Below are 21106 nucleotides of genomic sequence, written 5' to 3'. Positions count from 1 at the left end.
CTGATAAAAGGCAGTTGGTGGATTTTTAACAAAATTTGTGCAAGGCTTCGAACGATTCATTTTGAGGGTTTTCCATGCGCATTATTTTTGCCGTTTTCGCTTTTCTCTTGCTCCTGCCAATCAGCGTCGCCGCGAAGGATGGCATGCCGGACCGGCGGTTCTCGATTTCCCGTGATTTGGATTTTTACGGCGCTGATTTACAGTCCATTTTTGATACAACTTTCGAGGTTTGCCAGCGCACCTGTCTGGCCGATACTCAGTGCAAAGCCTTTACCTTCAATAAGCGCTCTAATGCCTGTTTCACCAAGAAAAGTGTCGAAGATACAGTCGCTTATGAAGGGGCGCTTTCGGGCCGTGTCTGGGACAATGACCCTCGATTGGTTGCTTCTGCTGAACAGCGATTGACTGAAATACCCTTCGTCGGCCAACCGCTACGCGATGGGGCTTATACGTTGGCGGCAAACCTTGGTCAGTATCACTATAGTGGCGAATGGGGTGCCGAAGACCTGTTGAATTCCGCCAGTGATCGTGAGGCCAATGGCGATCTGATGAATGCTCTGCATTTTGTTGGCGGCGCACTCTCCCTAACGGATTCGTCGGATTTATGGGTTGAATATGCGCGTCTTGCATTGGCCGTGAAGTTTGAGAACAGCGCCACACAAAACACCTATCGCCAACGCGCGATGTGGGCCGCGATAAACGGATATATTCGCGCAGTTAACAATCCTCAAAAATCCAACGCGCTTTTCCAACTCGCGCTCGCGTATGAAGCTAATGACCTTGGTCGCCAGATGATTCCCGCCCTCAACAAAGTCGCAGAAATCGCGCCACGGGCCGATGCGGATGCCCTCCTAGAAAGCGCCATTGCCAAATACGGATTCCGCATTACGGGCAACGAAATCGAGAGCGATTTGGCCGCTCCGCGCATCTGTGCAACCTTCTCCGAAAATCTGGTTGCCGCTGGGGTTGATTATACATCCTACATGCAGTTTCCAAGTGCCTCGCTTGCCGTAGAAGTCGAGAATGATCGCCTCTGTATTTCGGGTCTATCCCACGGCGAACGCGCCAAATTCACCTTCCGCCAAGGGCTACCTGCTGCCAGTGGCGAGACCCTCGCAAAAGACGTCGAAATCACCGGATATGTCCGCGATAGAACCCCCAGCGTCAGCTTCCCAAGCCGCGCTTATGTTCTTCCCAAAACCCCCAATGCCGCCCTGCCGATTGAATCGGTTAACGCGAGCGAAATCGACCTAACCCTGCGCCGCGTTTCGGACCGCAATTTGTTGCGCGCCATTCAGGACAACTACTTCGGTCGCCCCATGTCCACATGGACCGAGCAAACCTTCGCCAGTGAAATTGCCGAAGATATCTGGACGGGCACGGCGACCCTCACTCAAGACCTTAACCAAGACGTCACCACGCGCCTGCCGCTTGATGAAGCACTTGCGGGGCAGCCTGCGGGAATCTATGCGCTCAAAGCCAGCATTCCGGGCACCGACCCCTATGATAATCCGCCCGCAACCCAGTGGTTTGTGCTCTCTGATCTTGGGGTCGCTACAGCGAGTGGCATTGATGGGCTGCATGTATTTGTGCGCAGCCTTGCGAGTGCCGACGTAAAGTCCGGCGTGACGGTCACCTTGCTTTCTGAGGCGAACTCCGTGCTGGCCGAGGGGCTAACCGATGCAAAGGGTTATGTTCATTTTGATGCGGGGCTCACTTTGGGCACTGGCGGCCGCGCGCCCGCGCTTGTGACGGTCACGGATGGCGAAACCGATATCGCCTTTCTCTCGCTCAAGGACGCCGAGTTTGATCTCTCGGATCGCGGTGTTGAGGGGCGGCCTCCCGCGCCTCCGATTGACGTTTTCATGACCACGGATCGCGGTGCGTATCGTGCGGGCGAGACGGTAAATGTGACCGCTCTTTTGCGCGACCAAGCGTCCCAAGCGCTGCAGAATGTGCCTGTAACTGCCATTCTTCGCCGCCCCGATGGGGTTGAATATACGCGGCAAGTTTCCACCTCCTCTGAGATGGGCGGTCACGTGCTTTCGCTGCCAATTGCCGCCACGGCGCCGCGTGGGAAATGGACGCTTGCCTTATATGCCGACCCTGAAGTCGCAGCTCTCGCAACCCAAACTTTCCTTGTTGAAGATTTCCTCCCCGAACGTATTGATTTCACGTGGGACTTTGCCGACACCCCTCTGCGCCCGGGACAGGATATGTCCGTGGCTTTTGATGTGAAATACCTCTTTGGTGCCCCCGCCGAGGGGATGGGGGTATCTGGTTCCGTGTCCTTGCGCGCATCTGAAGGCCTAAGCGCCTATCCTAGGTATCAATTCGGCCGCTACGACGAGAGTTTCTATGCCGAGCGCAACTATTTTGACGGCGGCGATACCGACGCCCAAGGGCTGGCAAACGCTGTGCTCACACTCCCCGAAAGCGATGGTGCAAATCGCCCTCTGAGCGCTGATTTCACCTTTTCGGTCACCGAAGGGTCGGGTCGTCCTGTTGAGCGCCGCGAAACCCGCGATCTTGATCTTGCGGGGTCTGTCATCGGAATCAAACCCCAGTTTGACGATGTGGTCGCCGAGGGTACAGCTGCCGAGTTCCTCATCCTACCTTTGGACAAGACCCAAACCCCCGTTGCGATGGATTTGGTCTATGCGGTCAATCGCGTGGAAACCACCTATCAATGGTACCAACAATACGGCAATTGGGACTATGAACCGATCACCCGCCGCACCCGCGTTGATAGCGGTTCCCTCGCCTTTACGGGCGATCCAATCACCGTAAGCACCCCTGTTGAGTGGGGCCATTATGAACTGGTCGTGGAGCGCGCAGGCGGTGAAGCCCTCTCAAGTTCGCTGGACTTCTACGCCGGTTGGTATGTCGCCGCCGATGTGACCACCACGCCCGACGTGCTCGACGTTTCCTTGGACAAAGCGAGCTATGTTCCTGGCGAGACTGCGACCCTGCGTTTTGTGCCGCGATATGCCGGCAGGGCCCTGATCACGGTCATGTCGAACCACCTGATTGATATGCAAATGATCGACGTGGTTGAGGGCGAAAACACCATCTCCCTCCCCGTCACCGAGGCTTGGGGCGGCGGCGCATATGTCACCGCCACGGTCATCCGGCCCATGGATACGGCGACCAAACATAATCCCGCCCGCGCACTCGGTCTGTCCTATGCGCCCGTCGATCCGGGGGCGCGTGTTTTGACCGCAACTTTCCTCACGCCTGAGGAGGTCGCCCCGCGCGGCCCGCTCGATGTTTCCCTCAAAGTCGACGGAATAGAGCCACATGAAGACACTTACGTCACCATTGCTGCCGTCGATGTTGGCATTCTCAATCTCACAGGATTTGATGCCCCCGATGTGTCTGGTCACTACTTTGGTCAGCGCCGCCTCGGCGTCGGTCTGCGCGATATTTACGGCCGTCTTTTGGATGGCATGAACGGCGCGATGGGCGAAGTACGCTCGGGTGGCGACGCGGCCCAAAGCGGAAGTTTTGACGCACCACCCCCCACCGAAGAACTGGTCGCGTATTTCTCTGGTCCGCTCAAAGTTGCCGCCGATGGCACCGTCCAAACCACCTTCGATCTTCCCTCCTTCAACGGCACCGTCCGCTTGATGGCCGTGGTCTGGTCGGATACCGCCGTTGGCGAAGCACAGGCCGATATCCTCGTGCGCGATCCCATCGTTGTCACGGCTTCTGTACCGCGCTTTATGGCCCCCAACGACACTTCGCGCCTATTGCTCGAAATCGTGCATGCAAAAGGCCCCGCAGGTCACATGGACATCGCGGTTTCCTCCGCGGGTCTTGATCTCGACATCACCGCTTTGGTCACAGGGTTCGAGTTGGCCGAGAAAGGCACAGCGCGCCTGACGGTTCCCATTCGTGCCACGCATACGGGCCTTCAGGAAATCGCAATTACCCTGATCACGCCTGACGGAAAAATCTTGGAAAAAACCCTAACGCTCCCCGTGCAAAACAACGATCCCGCCGTGATGCGCACCAGCCGTTTTGACCTCGCGAACGACAAAAGCCTGCTCTTTAACAAAGACGTTTTCGCAGGCCTCCTTCCGGGAACGGGCGAAGCCACTTTGGCAATAGGCACCCTCGCACAGTTTGATGCCCCCGGCCTTCTGTCCGCGCTGGATCGATACCCCTATGGCTGCACCGAGCAAGTCACCTCCCGCGCGATGCCGTTGCTCTATCTAAGCTCCGTTGCCGAGGCGATGGACCTCGATACCCCCGAGGGCCTCAACCTGCGGATCGATCAGGCCATAATCGAGGTTTTGGCCAATCAATCTTCCAGCGGAGCCTTCGGTCTGTGGCGTCCGGAATCAGGCTCTCTTTGGCTTGATGCCTATGTGAGCGATTTCCTGTCGCGCGCACGCGTCACGGGGCATGACGTGCCCGATCTCGCTCTGCGCTCTGCCTTGGACAACCTGCGCAACCAAGTGAACTACAACGCCGATTTTGACTCTGGTGGCGAGGGTCTTGCCTACGCGCTCCTCGTTCTTGCCCGCGAAGGGGCGGCGGCGATGGGCGATTTGCGCTACTATGCCGATGTAAAAGGCGACGCTTTCGCAACGCCCCTTGCCCAAGCCCAAATAGGCGCGGCGCTGGCCAGCTATGGCGATCAAACCCGCGCGGATCGGATGTTTAAGAAAGCCGCCGTGTCCTTGTCGCGGATGGAATCCGACCGTGATCGTCAGTATTGGCGCGCCGATTTCGGCACGAACCTGCGCGATACTGCCGCCGTCATCACCCTTGCCGTGGAATCCGGTTCCACCGCGCTGGATATCGACGCCCTCACGCAATTGGTCACTCAAAACGGCGAAACCACGCGCTCTACCCAAGAAAATATGTGGACGCTCATGGCCGCGAATGCCCTGCTTGAGGATCCCTCCGTCGCAGGCTTTACGGTGGATGGCGTCCCCGCAACTGGGCCATTGGTACGCGTGCTTGACGCCCAAACCAATGCGGGACAATCGCTCGATATTCGCAACCAATCAGGCAAATCCCAGCAAGTCACCGTCACCACCTATGGCGTCCCAGAAGTGCCCGAACCCGCGCGCGGCAACGGCATGAGCATCACCCGCAGCTATTTCACCATGGATGGCGAAGCCGTCACTTTGGACAGCGTTAGTGCCGGAACGCGGCTGGTCACCGTCCTTGAAATTACCCCCTTCCGCAATCTCGAGGCCCGCCTGATGGTCGCCGATCCCCTCCCTGCGGGCTTTGAAATCGACAACCCATCCTTGCTGCAAGCGGGCGATATCAAATCTCTCGAATGGCTCGATTTGGATATCTACGTCGAAAACGCCGAATACCGTCAGGATCGCTTCCTCGCCGCCGTAAATCATCGGTCCGACAAAGCGTTCAATCTGGCCTATATCGTACGTGCGGTTTCTCCCGGCGACTATCATCACCCCGCCGCCAGTGTTGAAGATATGTACCGGCCTCAATTCCGCGCCCATACCGATTCTGGCCGCGTTTCTGTCGTGGAATGATACTCAGACACATCACATGGCGGGGGCTCGTTTTCCTCGCTGTGTTCCTCCTCATGCTGGCAACTTTGCGCGACCGGTTCGACCAATGGGTGCGCGACACAGAGCTGCCCCCGATCGTTCAGGAAACCTCGGTCGAAGTGCGGGATCGCAGCGGCGCACTGCTGCGGGCCTATACCACCTCTGGCGGGTACTGGCGCCTCGCGACAACCTTGGATCACGTCGATCCACGTTATGTCGACATGTTGATTGCCTTCGAAGATAAACGCTTTTTCACCCACAATGGGGTCGATTTGCGCGCCATGAGTCGTGCCGCCAGCCAAGCTATTTGGAACGGTCACATCATCTCTGGCGCGTCCACTCTTACCATGCAAGTCGCGCGTCTGCTTGAGGGCGGAAGCACGGGGAGTTGGCAAGGGAAAATCCGCCAAATCCGACTGGCCTTGGCGCTCGAGCGCACCCTCACCAAAGACGAAATCCTCACGCTCTATCTCAACCGTGCGCCGTTTGGCGGCAATATCGAAGGGGTACGCGCCGCGTCTCGCGCCTATTTCGCTAAGTCCGCCCGACGCCTGACCGCCGCCGAGGCCGCGCTGCTCGTGGCGCTCCCCCAATCGCCAGAAGGGCGTCGCCCTGACCTGAATTCCGAAAATGCGCATCTTGCCCGTGACCGCATTCTAGACCGCCTCGCGTTGGCAAATGTACTGCCCCCCGACGAGATTGTTGCCGCTAAAACAGAGCCTATCCCAAGGAATAGACGCGAATTTCCCCGTCTCGCGCCGCATCTCTCGGACCGCGCAATCGGTCAAGCTCCGCTGCGCAGCGAGCACTATCTTACGGTTGATGCGCGGCTTCAGGAATCCCTTGAGGCCCTCGCCATTACCGCCCTCAGAAACCAAAACGAGTCGATGCAGGTCGCAATTCTTCTCGCCGATCACACAACGGGCGAAATCCTCGCAAGTGTCGGATCGGCGGGGTACAAAAACACGCGTCGCCGTGGGTTTGTCGATATGACCAACGCCGTGCGCTCCCCCGGTTCAACCCTTAAGCCGCTCATCTATGGCCTCGCGTTTGACCAAGGGCTCGCGCATCCCGAGACCCTGATCCAAGACCGCCCCACTGCTTTTGGCTCCTACGTGCCGCAAAATTTCGACGGTCAGTTTCGCGGCCTTTTACCGGTGCGAAAAGCGCTCCAACTCTCGCTCAATATCCCCGTGGTTTCCCTCACCCAAGCGCTTGGCCCCGCACGCCTCGTTGCGGCTCTAAAACAGGCCGGCGTGACCCCCATCATTCCCGGTGGCAAGGCGGGCCTTGCGGTCGCTTTGGGCGGGGTTGGGGTCACATTAACCGATCTTGTCACCCTCTATGGCGGCCTCGCCGAAGGCGGCCAAACGCGCCCGCTTTATTGGCGCCAAGAAGACGAACCCATCCGCACAGGACGCCGTTTTCTGGCCCCGATTCCCGCGTGGTACGTCAACGATATCCTCGCAGGAGTCGCCCCGCCCAAAAACGCTCCCAAGGGTCGGATCGCCTATAAAACCGGCACGAGTTATGGCCACCGCGATGCATGGGCGATTGGCTTTGACGGTAAATACGTGGCGGGGGTCTGGATGGGCCGCGCCGATGGGACGTCCTTACCCGGCATTTTTGGCGGCGAACTCGCAGCGCCGATTTTGTTCGAAGCCTTCGCCCGCCTTAATCAACCAACCTATCCCCTTGCCCCGCCACCCGCCGCCGCCCTCACGGTGGCAAACGCCGACCTCCCTCAGCCCCTAAAAGAATTCCGCCCCCGCGACGCCGCCTTTAGCGCACCAATGGGCGGGCCGGAATTGGCCTTCCCCCCCGATGGGGCAATCCTTGAGAAGATGGATGTGTTCGTCGCCAAAGTCCGCGACGGAGAAGCGCCATTCACATGGCTCTTGAATGGGGCGTTGGTGCAATCTGGCACCCGCACGCGCGAGGTCGCGCTGCCCTATCCGGGCCGTGGATTTGTCTCGCTTTCGGTGATCGATGCGCAGGGCCGCTCCGCGCGCACCGATGTGTTTGTGAACTGAATTAGGGCGGGTTAGAGCCTTTCAATGGCCAGTGCGATCCCCTGACCGCCGCCAATGCACATCGTGATCAAGGCCCGTTTTCCGCCCGTGCGTTCCAATTCATACAGCGCCTTCACTGTCAAAATCGCCCCCGTCGCGCCCACGGGATGCCCAAGCGCAATCGCCCCGCCGTTTGGGTTAATCACGGCGGGATCCATCCCCAATTCCTTCGCCACGGCCAAGGCCTGAGACGCGAAGGCTTCGTTGCTTTCAATCACATCAAAGTCGCTGATTTTGAGGCCAGTCTTTGTTAAAAGGTCTTTAACCGCTGGCACAGGCCCGATCCCCATAACCTCGGGGCGCACCCCCGCAATCCCATATCCCAAAACACGCGCGCGTGGTTTTAGGCCCGCTTTCTCCGCAGCCGACGCCGTGGCATAAACCAAAGCCGCCGCCCCGTCGTTGATCCCTGATGCATTGCCCGCCGTAACGGTCCCGTCCTTTTGAAACGCTGGGCGCAACCCCGCCAAGGCCTCAAGCGTCGTTGCACGCGGATGCTCGTCGGTATCAAACTGAACCGTCTCGCGCTTCACCTTGATTTCAACCGGTACGATTTGGCTCGTGAAATATCCGTTCTTAATCGCCGCGATCGCCTTCTCTTGGCTCGCAAGCGCAAAGGCGTCCTGCTGCGCCCGTGTGATGTCATGTTCCTGTGCCACGTTCTCGGCGGTGACGCCCATATGCCCCGACCCAAACGGACAGTTCAGCGTGCCCAACATCATATCCTGTGCCACCGCATCGCCCATTTTCGCGCCCCAACGCGCCGCAGGGAGGATATACGGCGAACGGCTCATATTCTCCGCCCCTCCGGCCAGTCCAAAGTCACAATCTCCCAGCATTAGAGACTGAATCACCGAAATTTGTGCCTGAACTCCTGACCCGCAAAGTCGGTTCACATTCATCGCGGGAACCCCGTCTGGCACACCTGCCTGCCGCGCGCAAACGCGTGAGAGATACATGTCTTGTGGTTCAGTATTGATCACGGTTCCAAAAACCGCTGTGCCAATTTGCTCCGGTTCAACACCCGCGCGCAGCATGGCTTCTTTGGCGACGATTGTGCCCAATTCAGTTGGAGCAACGCCGACCAAACTCTTGCCAAAACTGCCAATTGCCGTCCGCGCGCCGTCTAGAATTACGATGTCTGTCATGGCTCTCTCCAATGTCATTTTGAAAGAGCCTAGCATTCTGGCGGCGCACGCAAAGAATTACGTCACGTCGGTCTAACGCTTGAAAAAATGCGCCTCTGGTAGGGCCGTCGGAACCTCATGCCGCATAATTTCCTCGCGCTCAGTTGACGAAAGTTGCCAAACATCCCGCCCCTCAAAAACGGCTGCCGTCAGGTAATTTCCGTAAGCCGCAGAACTGTCCAAATTAACGCGGTTAGGATAGCGCGTCGCATGCATTAACGCCGTATGCCCGTGCACAATAAGCGCCCCGTGGTCCACATCGCTGTCCAAAAAACCTTCGCGAATCCAAACCAGATCATCCTCATCTTGGGCATTCAAAGGCACTGTCGGGCGAATCCCCGCATGTACAAAATGCACATCGCCGCGTGTAAAGGACGTCGGCCGTTGGCTCAGGAAATTGATGTGGGATTGCGGAACACTGCTGCGCGCCTCGGCATGAACTTCGCCATAGCGCCGCTTCGCGTCAACCTCGACACCATAGGACGCCAGCGTTTCCGTGCCACCAATCCGCGCATTCAGCCAGTCGAGACCGATAAATAAATGCGGGTCGTTTTTGGACACCTCTTCCAAATACCACAGGAACATGCGGTCGTGATTTCCCATCAGGACGACCCAGTTTTCACCAGCATCAATCCCGTCGAGAAGATATTGCACCACCGCTTTGCACGCGGGGCCACGGTCCACCAAATCGCCCAAATGCACAATCGGCGCTTCGGTATCCTGCACACGCTTTTTGTCCTGCGCAATACGGGCGTGCGCATCATGCAGCATGTCGAGTTGTCCGTGGATATCACCGATTGCATACGTGCGCATATTGCGTTCCTTCAAGATTATTTTGCGATAAAACCACAAAAGACCCGCCAGCAAAACCGGCGGATCTTCTGTGAAATTCTCAGTACCCGTGGGCCTAGGTAGCGTCAAATTCCAAAGGCTTCACGGATTGGAACAAGCCCGTATCCGTGAGTTTTTTCAGGACGGTGTCAGAGACCTTTCCATCCACATAAAGCAACGCAATCGCGTCGCCGCCTTGATCTGCGCGACCCAAAGTGAAGTTGGCGATATTGACGCCGTTTTCACCCATGATGCCGCCCAACGTCCCGATAATGCCCGGAACATCTTTGTTGGTGGTATAGAGCATATGCGCGCCGACTTCGGCGTCGATGTTGATGCCTTTGATCTGGATAAAGCGTGGCTTGCCGTCGTTGAAAACAGTTCCCGCAATCGAGCGTTCCCGTTTCGCCGTGGCGATTGTTACCTTGATATAAGCATCAAACGCGCCCGATTTTTCCTGCGTGGTTTTGCTGATTTTAATGCCACGGTCCTTGGCGATAACTGGCGCTGAAACCATGTTAACGTCGGGGTTTGTCGACTGCATGATGCCAGCAATCGCTGCACATTCGAGGGCGGCCAAGTTCATTTCGGCAACCGTGCCATCATAGGTGATGTTGATGGCCTTGATGGGTTCGTCGGTCAATTGGCCGATGAACGCGCCAAGGTGCTCGGCAAGTTTGATCCAAGGGCCCATGATTTTCGCTTCTTCGGCAGTCACCGATGGCATGTTGAGCGCATTTGTGACGGCCCCAGTGAGGAGGTAGTCGGACATTTGCTCGGCAACTTGCACCGCGACATTCTCTTGGGCTTCGGTGGTGGACGCGCCAAGGTGCGGCGTGCAAACCACGTTGGGAAGGTTGAACAATGGGCTGTCCGTCGCAGGCTCAACTTCGAAAACATCAAAGGCCGCGCCAGCAACGTGACCAGATTTGAGGGCTTCGGCAAGGTCCGCTTCGATCACAAGACCGCCGCGCGCACAGTTGATAATGCGGACACCTTTTTTCATTTTCGCAATTGTCTCGGCGTTGATCATGCCGCGTGTCGCATCCGTTGCCGGCACGTGCAGCGTGATGAAATCGGAACGCTCAAGCAACTCGTCGAGTTCAACTTTGGTAACGCCAAGTTTCGCTGCGCGCTCTTCCGAAAGGAAAGGATCATAGGCGATCACTTTCATTTTCAAGCCAACCGCCCGATCACAAACGATGCCACCAATATTACCCGCGCCAATCACGCCGAGGGTTTTATGCGTCAGCTCAACACCCATGAATTTGGATTTTTCCCATTTGCCCGCATGTGTGCTGGCGCTCGCTTCTGGGATTTGACGGGCCACCGCAAACATCATCGCAATCGCGTGTTCGGCGGTGGTGATCATGTTGCCAAACGGCGTGTTCATCACGATCACACCTTTTTTGGACGCCGCAGGGATATCAACGTTGTCCACCCCGATGCCAGCGCGCGCGATGACTTTGAGGTTGTCGGCAGCAGCGAGGATTTTTTCGGTGACTTTGGTCGCCGAGCGAATGGCCAAGCCGTCATAGTCTTTGATTTTCGCGAGCAACGCGTCCTTGTCTTTGCCAAGGTTGGGTTCGAAATCTACGTCGATTCCACGGTCGCGGAAAATTTGAACAGCAGCGTCGCTGAGTTTGTCGGAAACGAGAACTTTAGGTGCCATGGTGGCCTCCTCAGAAGTTTAAAAAATTTAAAAAGGGGGTGCCTGAAGGTTTAAAAACTTTAAAGTTTCAACCTTCAGACAGATTATTGAGCGGCGATCTCGGCGTTGAACGCCCAGTCGACCCACGGCATCAGCGCCGCAACATCGGAGGCTTCAATCGTGCCACCACACCAGATCCGAAGACCCGCAGGCGCATCGCGATACGCGCCAATATCCAGCGCAACACCCTCGTTCTCAAGGCGCTTTGCAACGGCTTTGGCAAATACTGCGCCATCCTTGATCCGCGCATCCGTGAACTTCACGCAAACCGAAGTTGTGGAACGAATAGCAGGGTCGGCGGCGAGGAATTCAATCCAGTCATGTGTCTCAACAAACTTGGAAATCTCGGCAGTATTTGCGTCCGCACGAGCGATCAAACCCTTAAGGCCACCTTGTTTTTTGGACCATTCAAGCGCCACAAGATAGTCTTCAACACAGAGCATCGAAGGCGTGTTGATTGTTTCGCCGCTAAAGATGCCGTCGATCAATTTGCCACCTTTGGTAAGGCGGAAAATCTTGGGCAGGGGCCAAGAAGGTGTATAGTTTTCAAGGCGTTCCACGGCACGTGGGCTTAGGATCAACATCCCGTGCGCCGCTTCGCCGCCCAGCACTTTCTGCCAGCTAAAGGTTGTAACGTCGAGTTTATCCCATGGCAGGTCCATCGCGAATGCCGCCGAAGTTGCGTCGCAAATGGTCAGGCCTTCGCGGTTCGCGGGGATCGCGTCGCCGTTGGGCATCCGCACACCAGACGTCGTTCCGTTCCATGTGAAAACAACGTCCTTGTTGTAATCAACGGCGGTCATATCGACGATTTCGCCATAGTCTGCGGTGCGCACATTGGCTTCGATTTTGAGCTGTTTCACGACATCGGTGACCCAGCCAGCCCCGAAGGATTCCCACGCAACCATTTCTGCGGGACGTTCGCCCAAAAGCGACCACATCGCCATTTCCATCGCGCCAGTATCCGAAGCGGGGACAATGCCAATTTTATAATCTGTAGGGATTCCAAGGATTTCGCGGGTACTTTCGATCGCGGCCTTGAGTTTTGCTTTGCCGACAGCTGCACGATGCGAGCGGCCCAAAGGCGCGTCAGCGAGATCGTTTAATGTCCAGGAAGCAGGTTTGGCACATGGGCCAGAAGAGAAACGCGGATTGGCCGGGCGCGTTGCCGGAGTCGTGGTAGCCATTGATGGTATCCTCACAGATATAAGCCCTTCGTTGGGGAAGGGTGTCCCACGGATCGAGATAGAGGGCTTCAATGACTGGCGCAAGCCGCTAAATTGCGCTAATTCGCGGTTAGTCACACAATTTTACCGCGCAATATCCACTATCGGAAACTTCCATGTATATAGCCACGCTCCTTACCAACCCCGCTTCTCCCACGCTTACCCGCGAGACCGTTGAATCCCTGCGCAATGCGTGGGGTGGGGGCGATGCGGTTTGGCTTTCTGTTGGCGAAGCGGCGGAGTTTATCCTTGCGGATATACCGGTAAATCGTTGGGAAGTATGGGAGAATCTTCAATCCTTGGGTGTGGATTTGATCGTGCAGCCCCGCGAAAATCGCGTGAAAAAAATGCTGCTCGCGGATATGGACAGCACGATGATCGAGCAAGAATGCATTGATGAATTGGCCGATGAAGCGGGCGTTGGCCCCCGAGTTGCCGACATTACAGCGCGCGCGATGAACGGGGAATTGGATTTTGACGGCGCTTTGCGCGAACGCGTGGGCTTGCTCAAGGGACTCGACGAATCCGTCATCGATCAGGTTTTGGAAACACGCATTACCTTGATGCCCGGAGGCCCCGTTCTTCTCGCAACCATGAAGGCAAACGGCGCTTATGCTGCCCTTGTTTCGGGTGGGTTTACCGCCTTTACCGCCAAGGTCGCGGCCACGCTAGGGTTCGACGAAAATCGCGCGAACACCCTTATTATCAAGGACGGAAAGCTTAGTGGCGAGGTGGGAACACCCATTCTTGGACGGCAGGCAAAAGTCGACGCACTTGAACAAATCACTACCCGTCTGGGGATTTCGGAAACGGATGTCCTTGCTGTCGGGGATGGTGCGAACGATCTTGGGATGCTGGGCCGCGCGGGTTCTGGGGTTGCTCTGCATGCCAAACCGACGGTTGCCGCCCAATGTGATATTCGCATTAACCACGGTGATTTGACGGCGCTACTTTACCTCCAAGGCTATGCCAAAACTGATTTTGTAGATGTTTGAAGTCACCTATGAGGTCCTTGCGCTCCTGATCCTTGCGGGTTTCTTTGCAGGGTTTATCGATGCGATTGCAGGGGGCGGTGGGCTAATTACTGTTCCGGTTTTGCTGATTGCGGGGGCGTCACCAATTGAGGCGCTTTCCACCAATAAAGTGCAGGGCGTTTTTGGCGCAGCGACGGCCGCTTTGTCTTATGCGCGGGCGGGCCAAGTCTCGCTGCGAGAGCAAGTTTTCCCAGCAATCATTGCCTTTTTCGCCTCTGCTGCGGGCGCGTTCATGGTCTCGTTTCTACCGGTTCATTTGATCCGTTTTATCCTGCCTATCCTCATGGTTGGCATCGCCCTTTTCTTTGCGTTCAAGCCCGGTCTGGATGATTTTGATCGCACAAGGCGTATGTCGGTTCCGGTTTTTACGGCCACCATGATTCCGCTTGTTGCGGCATATGACGGGTTGCTTGGGCCGGGGACGGGCTCCTTTTTTATGATCGCCTTTGTGACTTTGGGAGGCTATGGAATTCTTAAAGCAACGGCGCATACGAAGTTGCTAAATTTCGCCTCAAACCTCGGCGCAATCGTGGCGTTTTCCATGGTGGCAACGCCGTGGTGGTTTACCGGATTGGCCATGGGCGCGGCGCAAATTGCGGGCGCAACCTGCGGCGCGGCGCTCGCGGTGAAGATCGGAGCGCGGGTCATAAAACCCCTTTTGGTCATCACATCAGCGACGTTGGCAGCCAAATTGCTTTGGGATTTACTCTAGGCGAAAGCTGCGCTCGGCCGAATCCATGCCGCCTCAATGCCACGCCTGTTTAACTGCGGCGCATTCATCCGCTTCCGTGTGGCGAGGTGGTTCGCGTCCAAAACGCCAAGCTTCACCAGAATCGCGGCAATGGCGCATTCACTCGCCCGCGTCGCACCATCGGTGATTTTCAAAGCGATCCCAAGTTTCTGTTCTGGGAGAATGGCAACAAAAACACCGTCCGCGCCGGTTTTTACGGCGACTTTATGATCCATCGCCCGCATCAATTCGGTACAGGCCCGTGTTTCCCCCGCCACGAGTTCAGGGTAGGTGCGCATGGCTGTGACGAGTTTGGCGGCCGCTGTTTCGCGTGTGCCTTGGCCTTCGCGTGCGGTTGCGAAAAAGGCCATCGCGCGGGCTAACCCGTGAACCGATGTCGCGTAATTTGGTGCGCTGCATCCATCGATGCCATATCCGGGACTGGTCACGCCTGTAACTTCTTCAAAAGCGGTCTTAATTGCGGTTTGGACGGGATGGTTTGGATCGATATATTCCGCATCCCCGCCGATATGTTTGTTCAACGTCAAGAAACCCGCGTGTTTTCCTGAGCAATTGTTGTGTAGCTGACAGGGGGATTCATGTTCCAGAATTAAACGTGTTCTTTCGGCGTCATCCTGTGACGGCTGCGGGCCACAGCGTAAATCATCGTCACTTAGGCCCAAACCGGACAACCACTTTTTAACACGTGTGGTGTGGATCGAGGCGCCTTGGTGGCTGGCACAGGAGAGTGCGAGTTGTTCTTGGGTAAGGTTTGCGGCCTCGGCGGCGCCACTTTCCATCAAGGGGAGTGCTTGGATCATTTTGCAAGAACTGCGCGGGAAAATGATCTGCTCAGGGTCGCCCCACGCGTTCACAATCGCACCAGATTCGTCGCAAACCACGGCGTGTCCCATGTGATAAGATTCGAGAATTCCGCCGCGCCAGAGTTCGGCCATTTGGATTGGGGATGTCATATTTAGCTTCCTTGAATTCCGTCATCTGGTCGCGCGCGCAGTTTTGAGCAATTTTCCGCCAACGGGGCTTTTAAAATCTGTTCGCTTTACGCTAAAGTACGCTTATCGAGAATAAAAACTCAGGACCAGTGCAAAAGTCATCCTATAGAGTGACGACAGTCTTGGAAAATTGAGGCAAAACAGCTGGAGGCTGTGAACAGTATGAAATCACTATTTACAAAAACACACGGCATTGTTTTTGGACTACTTGCGTGTGTTGCTTTTGGAACAAGTGCAGGTGCCCAAGAATCCACGAATCGTGTGGCGGCAAACACCGATTGGAGTGTGTTTGTTGAGGATGACCCCACCGAATGTTGGGCCGTGTCCGCGCCTAAGAGCACCAAAAACACCAAAGATGGTCGGGATGTGGCCGTTCGTAGAAGCGACATTTTGCTTTATGTAACGTATCGCCCGGGGTCTGCGGTAACTTCGGAAATATCGTTCACGGGCGGCTATCCCTTCGCGGATGGCTCGATTGTGACTGTCAAAGTTGGCGAAACGACATTTGATTTCTTCACCACCAAAGAGAACGCATGGCCCGCAACCTCTGGAGATGACGCGAAAATTATCGGTGCCATGAAGCGCGGTGCCGATGCTGTGGTGACAGGGCGCTCTTCGCGTGGAACGCAAACCCAAGACACGTTTAGCCTGCTTGGATTTACTGCGGCCATTGATGAAGCCGAAAAACGGTGTGGTTCCTAACTCGAGATTATCGAGAGGATTTTACAACTGGACGTAATTGCGGATTCGCTCGTTTGAGCGAATCCTTTGGCATTCCGATAGATTCCCTGTATAGACCCGCCTTCGTCCCCGTCTGGAGAGTGAAATGACCGATCCAATTGTGCCCGTCTCAAAAGCTGTAACACCCGATATCCTGACCTTGCCGCGCAAAGACGCGCCGAGCGAGAAGGTGAATCTTGTAGGCTTAACGCGACCTGCTTTGCAGGACGCGCTGATTGCCATCGGGACCAAGGAAAAACAGGCCAAAATGCGGGCTGGTCAGGTCTGGCAGTGGATCTATCAAAAAGGCGTGCGTGATTTTGCTCTGATGAGCAATTTGGCCAAGGACTATCGCGAACTTTTGGCGGCCACTTGCGAAATTCGGATACCCGAAGTTGTGACCAAACAGGTTTCCGAGGATGGAACGCGCAAATACCTCGTGCGGATTGCGGGCGGCCATGAAGTCGAGATCGTTTATATTCCCGAGGAAAATCGCGGCACCCTTTGTGTGAGTTCGCAGGTCGGGTGTACCTTAACCTGTACGTTCTGTCACACAGGGACGCAAAAATTGGTGCGCAATCTGTCGCCCGCTGAAATTATTGGCCAAGTTTTGGTTGCGCGGGACGATTTGGGCGAATGGCCCAAACTCGGCGTGCCGAACCCGCCTGAAGCACGACTTTTGTCGAACCTCGTTTTGATGGGCATGGGCGAGCCGCTTTATAATTTTGAAAACGTGCGCGATGCGATGAAAATTGCGATGGATCCCGAGGGTATTTCCTTGTCGCGCCGTCGTATCACGCTGTCGACGTCTGGAGTGGTTCCCGAAATTTGGCGCACTGCCGAGGAAATTGGTTGCCAACTTGCGGTGTCTTTCCACGCGACAACCGATGAGGTGCGCGACGTTTTGGTGCCGATCAACAAACGCTGGAATATTGAAGCCTTGCTAGATGCGCTGCGGGCCTATCCCAAGGTCAGTAATTCCGAGCGCATTACTTTTGAATATGTGATGCTCAAAGGGGTGAATGATTCCGACGAAGACGCCCATCGTTTGACGAAGCTGATCGAGGGAATTCCTGCGAAAATCAACCTCATCCCCTTCAATCCATGGCCCGGTGCCCCCTATGAACGCAGCTCGAACAACCGCATTCACGCCTTTGCGGATATTGTGCACAACGCGGGATATTCATCGCCTATTCGTCGTCCCCGTGGCGAAGACATCATGGCCGCTTGTGGTCAGTTGAAGTCGGAAACCGAACGCGTGCGTAAAAACAAAAAGCAGATCGCAAGAGAAGCTGGTTTAAGCTGAAAATAGGGCGACCTGAGGGCCGCTCTAACTTGGAACTAGCGCCCCGGAACGCTCTTGCGTTTCGCGGTCTTTTCCCAGCCTTCCATTACTTCAATGGCTTCTGCCGCCGTATCCACAAACTGGAACAGCTTTAAATCCTGCTCGGAAATAGTTCCCGCCTCGGCAAGGGCTTCCCAATTGATGATTTTTTGCCAGAACGCTTTGCCAAACAACAGGAACGGGACGGGTTCCATCCGTCCCGTTTGAATGAGTGTCAGGGCCTCAAAAGTTTCATCCAGCGTACCAAACCCACCCGGAAAAACCACGATCGCACTGGCACGCATCAGGAAGTGCATTTTGCGAATGCCGAAATAGTGGAAGTTGAAGCAAAGCTCGGGCGTGACATATTCGTTGGGGGCTTGCTCAAACGGTAAAACAATATTGAGGCCAATCGAGCGCCCGCCAGCATCAGCGGCACCGCGGTTTCCGGCTTCCATCACACCAGGACCACCGCCTGTGACCACGACATTATCGCGGCCCCCAGTTTCCATAGATTTCAACGTCAATATCCGCGCAAATTCGCGCGCTTCGTCGTAGAATTCCGAAAGATCGGCGAGCGTTTTGGTGCGCGCCGTGTGTTTTTTGGCGGGTTCTGGAATCCGCGCGCCGCCAAACATGACGACGGTGGAGTCGATGCCCTGCTCATCTAGCATCATTTCGGGTTTGAGTAATTCAAGCTGTAATCGAACGGGCCGAAGCTCTTCGCGGCACATGAAATCATGGTCGTCAAAGGCCAACCGATACGAGGGCGAGAGCGACTGCGGCGTGTCTGGCGTGTGGTGCGATTGCTCGCGGTCTTGATGGCTGTCGCGAAACGGGTGGCGGCGGCTGTCTTCATTCATGTTCCGTATCCTTTAACCTGCATTGCGCGTTTGTCCTTCTAGGTTTATATCCTTCGACCAACCAACGCCATACAGGAAGACGAAAACGCTATGTCAAACGCACAATTAGAGAACGCCATCGAAGCCGCTTGGGAAGCTCGCGACACGATCACCCCCGCCACAAAGGGTGAGCAACGCGACGCCATCGAAGACACATTGAATGCGCTAGATAGCGGTAAATTGCGGGTCGCAGAGCGTCAAGAGAATGGCGATTGGCACGTCAATCAATGGGCCAAGAAGGCCGTATTGTTGGGCTTTCGCATCAAAGATATGGAAGAACAATCCGGCGGCCCACAAGGCGCAAGCTGGTGGGATAAAGTTGATAGCAAGTTTTTAGGCTGGGGTGAAAGCGAATGGAAAACAGCTGGATTTCGCGCCGTACCAAACGCGATTGTGCGCAAATCTGCCTATATCGCGCCGCGCGTGGTTTTGATGCCATCGTTTGTAAATCTTGGGGCACACGTCGGCGAAGGCACCATGGTTGATACATGGGCCACCGTTGGCTCCTGTGCGCAAATCGGCAAAAACGTGCACCTTTCTGGCGGTGTAGGCATCGGCGGCGTACTTGAGCCCATGCAAGCAGGTCCTACAATCATCGAAGATAATTGCTTTATTGGCGCGCGTTCGGAAGTTGTTGAAGGCTGTATTGTGCGCGAAGGCGCGGTTCTTGGCATGGGGGTTTTCATCGGCCAATCCACCAAAATCGTCGACCGCGAAACGGGCGAAATCATGTACGGCGAAGTGCCCCCTTACTCGGTCGTTGTTTCAGGCTCCTTGCCAAGCAAAAATGGCGTGAACCTCTATTGCGCTGTGATCGTGAAAACGGTTGATGAGCGCACGCGTTCCAAAACGGGCATCAACGAATTACTCCGCGATTGATCCATTCGGTTCAGTGAAATTAGCGGTGGCGACCATTTATTGGGCTGCCACCGCACAATTTATTCAATACCTTCGACACTCACCAAGCGCGCGGAACTGCACCCATCTCGTATGTGTTTCAAGTTTTGATAGGTCTCGCCGTAGTAAAATTCTTCCCATGCTTTGTGCGACGGAAACTCCAGCAAGACAATCCTGCGTGGCTGCCAATCGCCTTCATAGGTTTTGAGATCGCCACCTCGCGCCAGATACCTTGCGCCAACCCGTTCAAGTTCTGGTGAAACCCCCTTCATAAATACCTGATATTGTTCAATGTCCGAGATTTCGACGTCGAAAATTACATAGGCCACCATATGTCTGATCCCCGCGTTGGTTCGTTTCTGAAAATCGATAAGATGAGCTTAAGTGCTCAAGGCCAAATCGCGGAACTATAAATTTAAAAGGGAGAAGATTGACCGCATGCGCTGCGATTGTTAAGCGGAGGCATGACACAAGACTCACAGCCCAAAAAACCAAAAACGCCTTCCCGCCAACAGGTCTATACTTTGCTCGTCGAAGTTGGGCGCAGCGATAACGATGGTTTGCCCGCAAAGTCTACGGGGGCCGCATTAATGATCTATGCGAGTGGCGTAGATGAGGCCGAAGCCGTGCGCGAAACCGTCGCGATTTTGAAGCAGGCAGATATGGCACCGCTGGATGTGTCGGGCTATGGCACGCTTGATGAGCGCCTTGCCGAAGGGCATGATATATCCGACGATGAGCGCGCGTTGATGGCCCGAGCGAAGGCAGAAAACAGCGTTATTGTCGTTCAATCAACACCTTTTTACGACTAGCCCATAAGCGCCGATCTCAGGCTTAGCGCTTCGTATGAACGCAACAGCGGGCGGGCAAGGTTTAGATGGCGTGGCAATGATCCGGCGGGCATTTTGGCCAGAAGAGTGGTTTGCAACAACTCGGGATCATCGCAAATTGATCCTGTGTACAGGCTTTCAAGAGACCCACCAGACACATCAATCACCTCGTGGTTATCCAAGAGCACTTGATAGTATCGGATAGCCGAGAACCTCGATTCCTTAAACGCTGTGCGGCCATTCACAAGATGGCGGGCTTCGACCAAAATTTCCTCTTCGCCAAACAAGTATTCCACCTCTGCACCACCAACGAGGAGGCGCTGCTCTGGTGCCACAAGGAGATCATGCGTCAGGCCAAAATACGGAGCAGACAGGCGCACGGGCTGAAAACTACCCTTGGTTGGTACGTGTCTACTCCCCACCCAGCGCACGATCTGTGGCCCATTATCGCGCGTGAGAATTTCATCGCCCACCCGCAGTCTTTCAATGGCTTTGGGACCACGCGGCGTCATGACGGGCGCACCCGCGGCGATCGTCGCGGCGAACCCGACGGGTTCCACGCGGTCCGATATGCCAAAAAAAACGGTCGCCGAATCCGCACGAGTTGTTTGGCGCAAAACGGTTAGCCGTTCGACGATATGAATTGGGAATTCGATGGCTGTGCGCTTCTCGGCCTGAACTAGAACCCCTTCGAGGAGGTTCTCAATCGTTAAGAGAGATCGTTGGTGCGTCATGTCCCAAGAGTAGGTGATGCGCATATTGCGGTCGCGCATTGACGTCCCCGTTGCGACCGACATTGTTTGTCTATTCTGGCCGTTAACCATTTCCAGAACAGTTTGGCCCGTAGGGTCCAATCGAAGCGAAAATCTCTGGTTCCAGTCGCCGACTGCGGAGTATTCAAGGAGCACGATTTGCCCCGTGCGTTCCGGGCTAATTTCGACCTCAACAATAAGACTTCCAGTCGCTATTCCAGTTGGCGGGGACGTGCGGGCGAACACATTGTTGGTCCCCTGATCGCCCTTGGAAAGCTTGGGATCCATGAAGGCACTATTGGTGAAATCGCAAAGGGCGAGCCAAGTCATTTGGGGGCCT

Annotated in this window: 16 protein-coding genes; 8 read left to right on the top strand and 8 right to left on the bottom strand. The window is 55.6% G+C overall.

Going from position 1 to position 21106, the window contains the following annotated elements:
* Positions 1-74: 74 nt before the first annotated feature.
* The gene (locus AB9F29_RS11935; protein ID WP_369755830.1) at positions 75-5519 is read left to right on the top strand and encodes an alpha-2-macroglobulin family protein; all 5445 of its coding nucleotides are present in this window, start codon (positions 75-77) and stop codon (positions 5517-5519) included.
* On the top strand, positions 5516-7570 hold the full coding sequence (gene pbpC / locus AB9F29_RS11930) for a penicillin-binding protein 1C (RefSeq protein WP_369755829.1): 2055 nt from the start codon (positions 5516-5518) through the stop codon (positions 7568-7570). The genes AB9F29_RS11935 and pbpC overlap by 4 nt, the downstream gene beginning before the upstream one ends.
* Positions 7571-7581: 11 nt before the next feature.
* Here pbpC and AB9F29_RS11925 read toward each other — a convergent pair whose 3' ends face one another.
* From AB9F29_RS11925 to AB9F29_RS11910, 4 genes are all read right to left on the bottom strand, one after another.
* Positions 7582-8757: an acetyl-CoA C-acyltransferase family protein gene (locus AB9F29_RS11925; protein WP_369755828.1), complete on the bottom strand. Its 1176-nt coding sequence runs from the start codon at positions 8755-8757 to the stop codon at positions 7582-7584.
* A 72-nt stretch (positions 8758-8829) separates the two neighbouring features.
* Entirely contained in the window at positions 8830-9609 is a 780-nt protein-coding gene (locus tag AB9F29_RS11920; protein ID WP_369755827.1) for a metallophosphoesterase, read from the bottom strand.
* Positions 9610-9703: 94 nt separating this feature from the next.
* Positions 9704-11299 carry a phosphoglycerate dehydrogenase gene (serA, locus tag AB9F29_RS11915; protein ID WP_039000298.1) on the bottom strand — a complete coding sequence of 532 codons (1596 nt, stop codon included), beginning with the start codon at positions 11297-11299 and terminating at the stop codon, positions 9704-9706.
* Positions 11300-11382: 83 nt separating this feature from the next.
* Positions 11383-12525, bottom strand: a complete 1143-nt coding sequence (locus AB9F29_RS11910) for a phosphoserine transaminase (protein WP_369755826.1) — start codon at positions 12523-12525, stop codon at positions 11383-11385.
* 155 nt (positions 12526-12680) lie between these two features.
* On the opposite strand from AB9F29_RS11910, the gene serB reads away from it, so the two are divergent.
* Both serB and AB9F29_RS11900 read left to right on the top strand, forming a co-directional pair.
* Entirely contained in the window at positions 12681-13559 is an 879-nt protein-coding gene (serB, locus tag AB9F29_RS11905) for a phosphoserine phosphatase SerB (RefSeq protein WP_369755825.1), read from the top strand.
* Complete coding sequence (locus AB9F29_RS11900) at positions 13552-14310, top strand: TSUP family transporter (protein WP_369755824.1); 759 nt, start codon at positions 13552-13554, stop codon at positions 14308-14310. Before serB ends, AB9F29_RS11900 begins: the two co-directional genes overlap by 8 nt.
* Here AB9F29_RS11900 and AB9F29_RS11895 read toward each other — a convergent pair.
* A complete protein-coding gene (locus AB9F29_RS11895) occupies positions 14307-15302 on the bottom strand; it encodes an asparaginase (protein ID WP_369755823.1) in 996 nt (331 codons plus the stop codon). The genes AB9F29_RS11900 and AB9F29_RS11895 overlap by 4 nt on opposite strands.
* A gap of 201 nt (positions 15303-15503) precedes the next feature.
* Here AB9F29_RS11895 and AB9F29_RS11890 point away from each other — a divergent pair, with 201 nt between their 5' ends.
* Both AB9F29_RS11890 and rlmN read left to right on the top strand, forming a co-directional pair.
* On the top strand, positions 15504-16043 hold the full coding sequence (locus AB9F29_RS11890; protein WP_039000292.1) for an invasion associated locus B family protein: 540 nt from the start codon (positions 15504-15506) through the stop codon (positions 16041-16043).
* A 124-nt stretch (positions 16044-16167) separates the two neighbouring features.
* Positions 16168-17367, top strand: coding sequence for a 23S rRNA (adenine(2503)-C(2))-methyltransferase RlmN (gene rlmN / locus AB9F29_RS11885; protein WP_335584615.1), 1200 nt, complete (start codon positions 16168-16170; stop codon positions 17365-17367).
* A 35-nt stretch (positions 17368-17402) separates the two neighbouring features.
* Here the strand turns inward: rlmN and AB9F29_RS11880 are convergent, their stop codons facing one another.
* Complete coding sequence (locus AB9F29_RS11880; protein WP_039000289.1) at positions 17403-18248, bottom strand: TIGR00730 family Rossman fold protein; 846 nt, start codon at positions 18246-18248, stop codon at positions 17403-17405.
* A 90-nt stretch (positions 18249-18338) separates the two neighbouring features.
* Between AB9F29_RS11880 and dapD the strand changes: the two genes are divergently transcribed.
* Positions 18339-19166: a 2,3,4,5-tetrahydropyridine-2,6-dicarboxylate N-succinyltransferase gene (gene dapD / locus AB9F29_RS11875; protein WP_369755822.1), complete on the top strand. Its 828-nt coding sequence runs from the start codon at positions 18339-18341 to the stop codon at positions 19164-19166.
* A 59-nt stretch (positions 19167-19225) separates the two neighbouring features.
* Here dapD and AB9F29_RS11870 read toward each other — a convergent pair whose 3' ends face one another.
* Positions 19226-19516 (bottom strand): DUF1330 domain-containing protein, encoded by a 291-nt coding sequence (locus AB9F29_RS11870; RefSeq protein WP_369755821.1) that lies wholly within the window; start codon positions 19514-19516, stop codon positions 19226-19228.
* Between the two features lie 132 nt (positions 19517-19648).
* On the opposite strand from AB9F29_RS11870, the gene AB9F29_RS11865 reads away from it, so the two are divergent.
* Entirely contained in the window at positions 19649-19996 is a 348-nt protein-coding gene (locus tag AB9F29_RS11865; RefSeq protein ID WP_039000286.1) for a hypothetical protein, read from the top strand.
* Here AB9F29_RS11865 and AB9F29_RS11860 read toward each other — a convergent pair.
* Positions 19993-21096, bottom strand: a complete 1104-nt coding sequence (locus AB9F29_RS11860) for a Hint domain-containing protein (protein ID WP_369755820.1) — start codon at positions 21094-21096, stop codon at positions 19993-19995. The genes AB9F29_RS11865 and AB9F29_RS11860 overlap by 4 nt on opposite strands.
* Positions 21097-21106: the final 10 nt, after the last annotated feature.

Origin of the sequence: Falsihalocynthiibacter sp. S25ZX9 (genome assembly GCF_041205405.1) — a bacterium.
Taxonomy (GTDB): domain Bacteria; phylum Pseudomonadota; class Alphaproteobacteria; order Rhodobacterales; family Rhodobacteraceae; genus Falsihalocynthiibacter; species Falsihalocynthiibacter arcticus.
Note: the sequence above shows the minus strand (reverse complement) of the source record. Positions and strands in the feature narration are given on the sequence as shown.

Excerpts from the sequence above, each read along its gene's own strand:
- AB9F29_RS11935 (WP_369755830.1), top strand. The coding sequence starts at position 75 with ATGCGCATTATTTTTGCCGTTTTCGCTTTTCTCTTGCTCCTGCCAATC.
- pbpC (WP_369755829.1), top strand. The coding sequence starts at position 5,516 with ATGATACTCAGACACATCACATGGCGGGGGCTCGTTTTCCTCGCTGTG.
- AB9F29_RS11925 (WP_369755828.1), bottom strand. The coding sequence starts at position 8,757 with ATGACAGACATCGTAATTCTAGACGGCGCGCGGACGGCAATTGGCAGT.
- AB9F29_RS11920 (WP_369755827.1), bottom strand. The coding sequence starts at position 9,609 with ATGCGCACGTATGCAATCGGTGATATCCACGGACAACTCGACATGCTG.
- serA (WP_039000298.1), bottom strand. The coding sequence starts at position 11,299 with ATGGCACCTAAAGTTCTCGTTTCCGACAAACTCAGCGACGCTGCTGTT.
- AB9F29_RS11910 (WP_369755826.1), bottom strand. The coding sequence starts at position 12,525 with ATGGCTACCACGACTCCGGCAACGCGCCCGGCCAATCCGCGTTTCTCT.
- serB (WP_369755825.1), top strand. The coding sequence starts at position 12,681 with ATGTATATAGCCACGCTCCTTACCAACCCCGCTTCTCCCACGCTTACC.
- AB9F29_RS11900 (WP_369755824.1), top strand. The coding sequence starts at position 13,552 with ATGTTTGAAGTCACCTATGAGGTCCTTGCGCTCCTGATCCTTGCGGGT.
- AB9F29_RS11895 (WP_369755823.1), bottom strand. The coding sequence starts at position 15,302 with ATGACATCCCCAATCCAAATGGCCGAACTCTGGCGCGGCGGAATTCTC.
- AB9F29_RS11890 (WP_039000292.1), top strand. The coding sequence starts at position 15,504 with ATGAAATCACTATTTACAAAAACACACGGCATTGTTTTTGGACTACTT.
- rlmN (WP_335584615.1), top strand. The coding sequence starts at position 16,168 with ATGACCGATCCAATTGTGCCCGTCTCAAAAGCTGTAACACCCGATATC.
- AB9F29_RS11880 (WP_039000289.1), bottom strand. The coding sequence starts at position 18,248 with ATGAATGAAGACAGCCGCCGCCACCCGTTTCGCGACAGCCATCAAGAC.
- dapD (WP_369755822.1), top strand. The coding sequence starts at position 18,339 with ATGTCAAACGCACAATTAGAGAACGCCATCGAAGCCGCTTGGGAAGCT.
- AB9F29_RS11870 (WP_369755821.1), bottom strand. The coding sequence starts at position 19,516 with ATGGTGGCCTATGTAATTTTCGACGTCGAAATCTCGGACATTGAACAA.
- AB9F29_RS11865 (WP_039000286.1), top strand. The coding sequence starts at position 19,649 with ATGACACAAGACTCACAGCCCAAAAAACCAAAAACGCCTTCCCGCCAA.
- AB9F29_RS11860 (WP_369755820.1), bottom strand. The coding sequence starts at position 21,096 with ATGACTTGGCTCGCCCTTTGCGATTTCACCAATAGTGCCTTCATGGAT.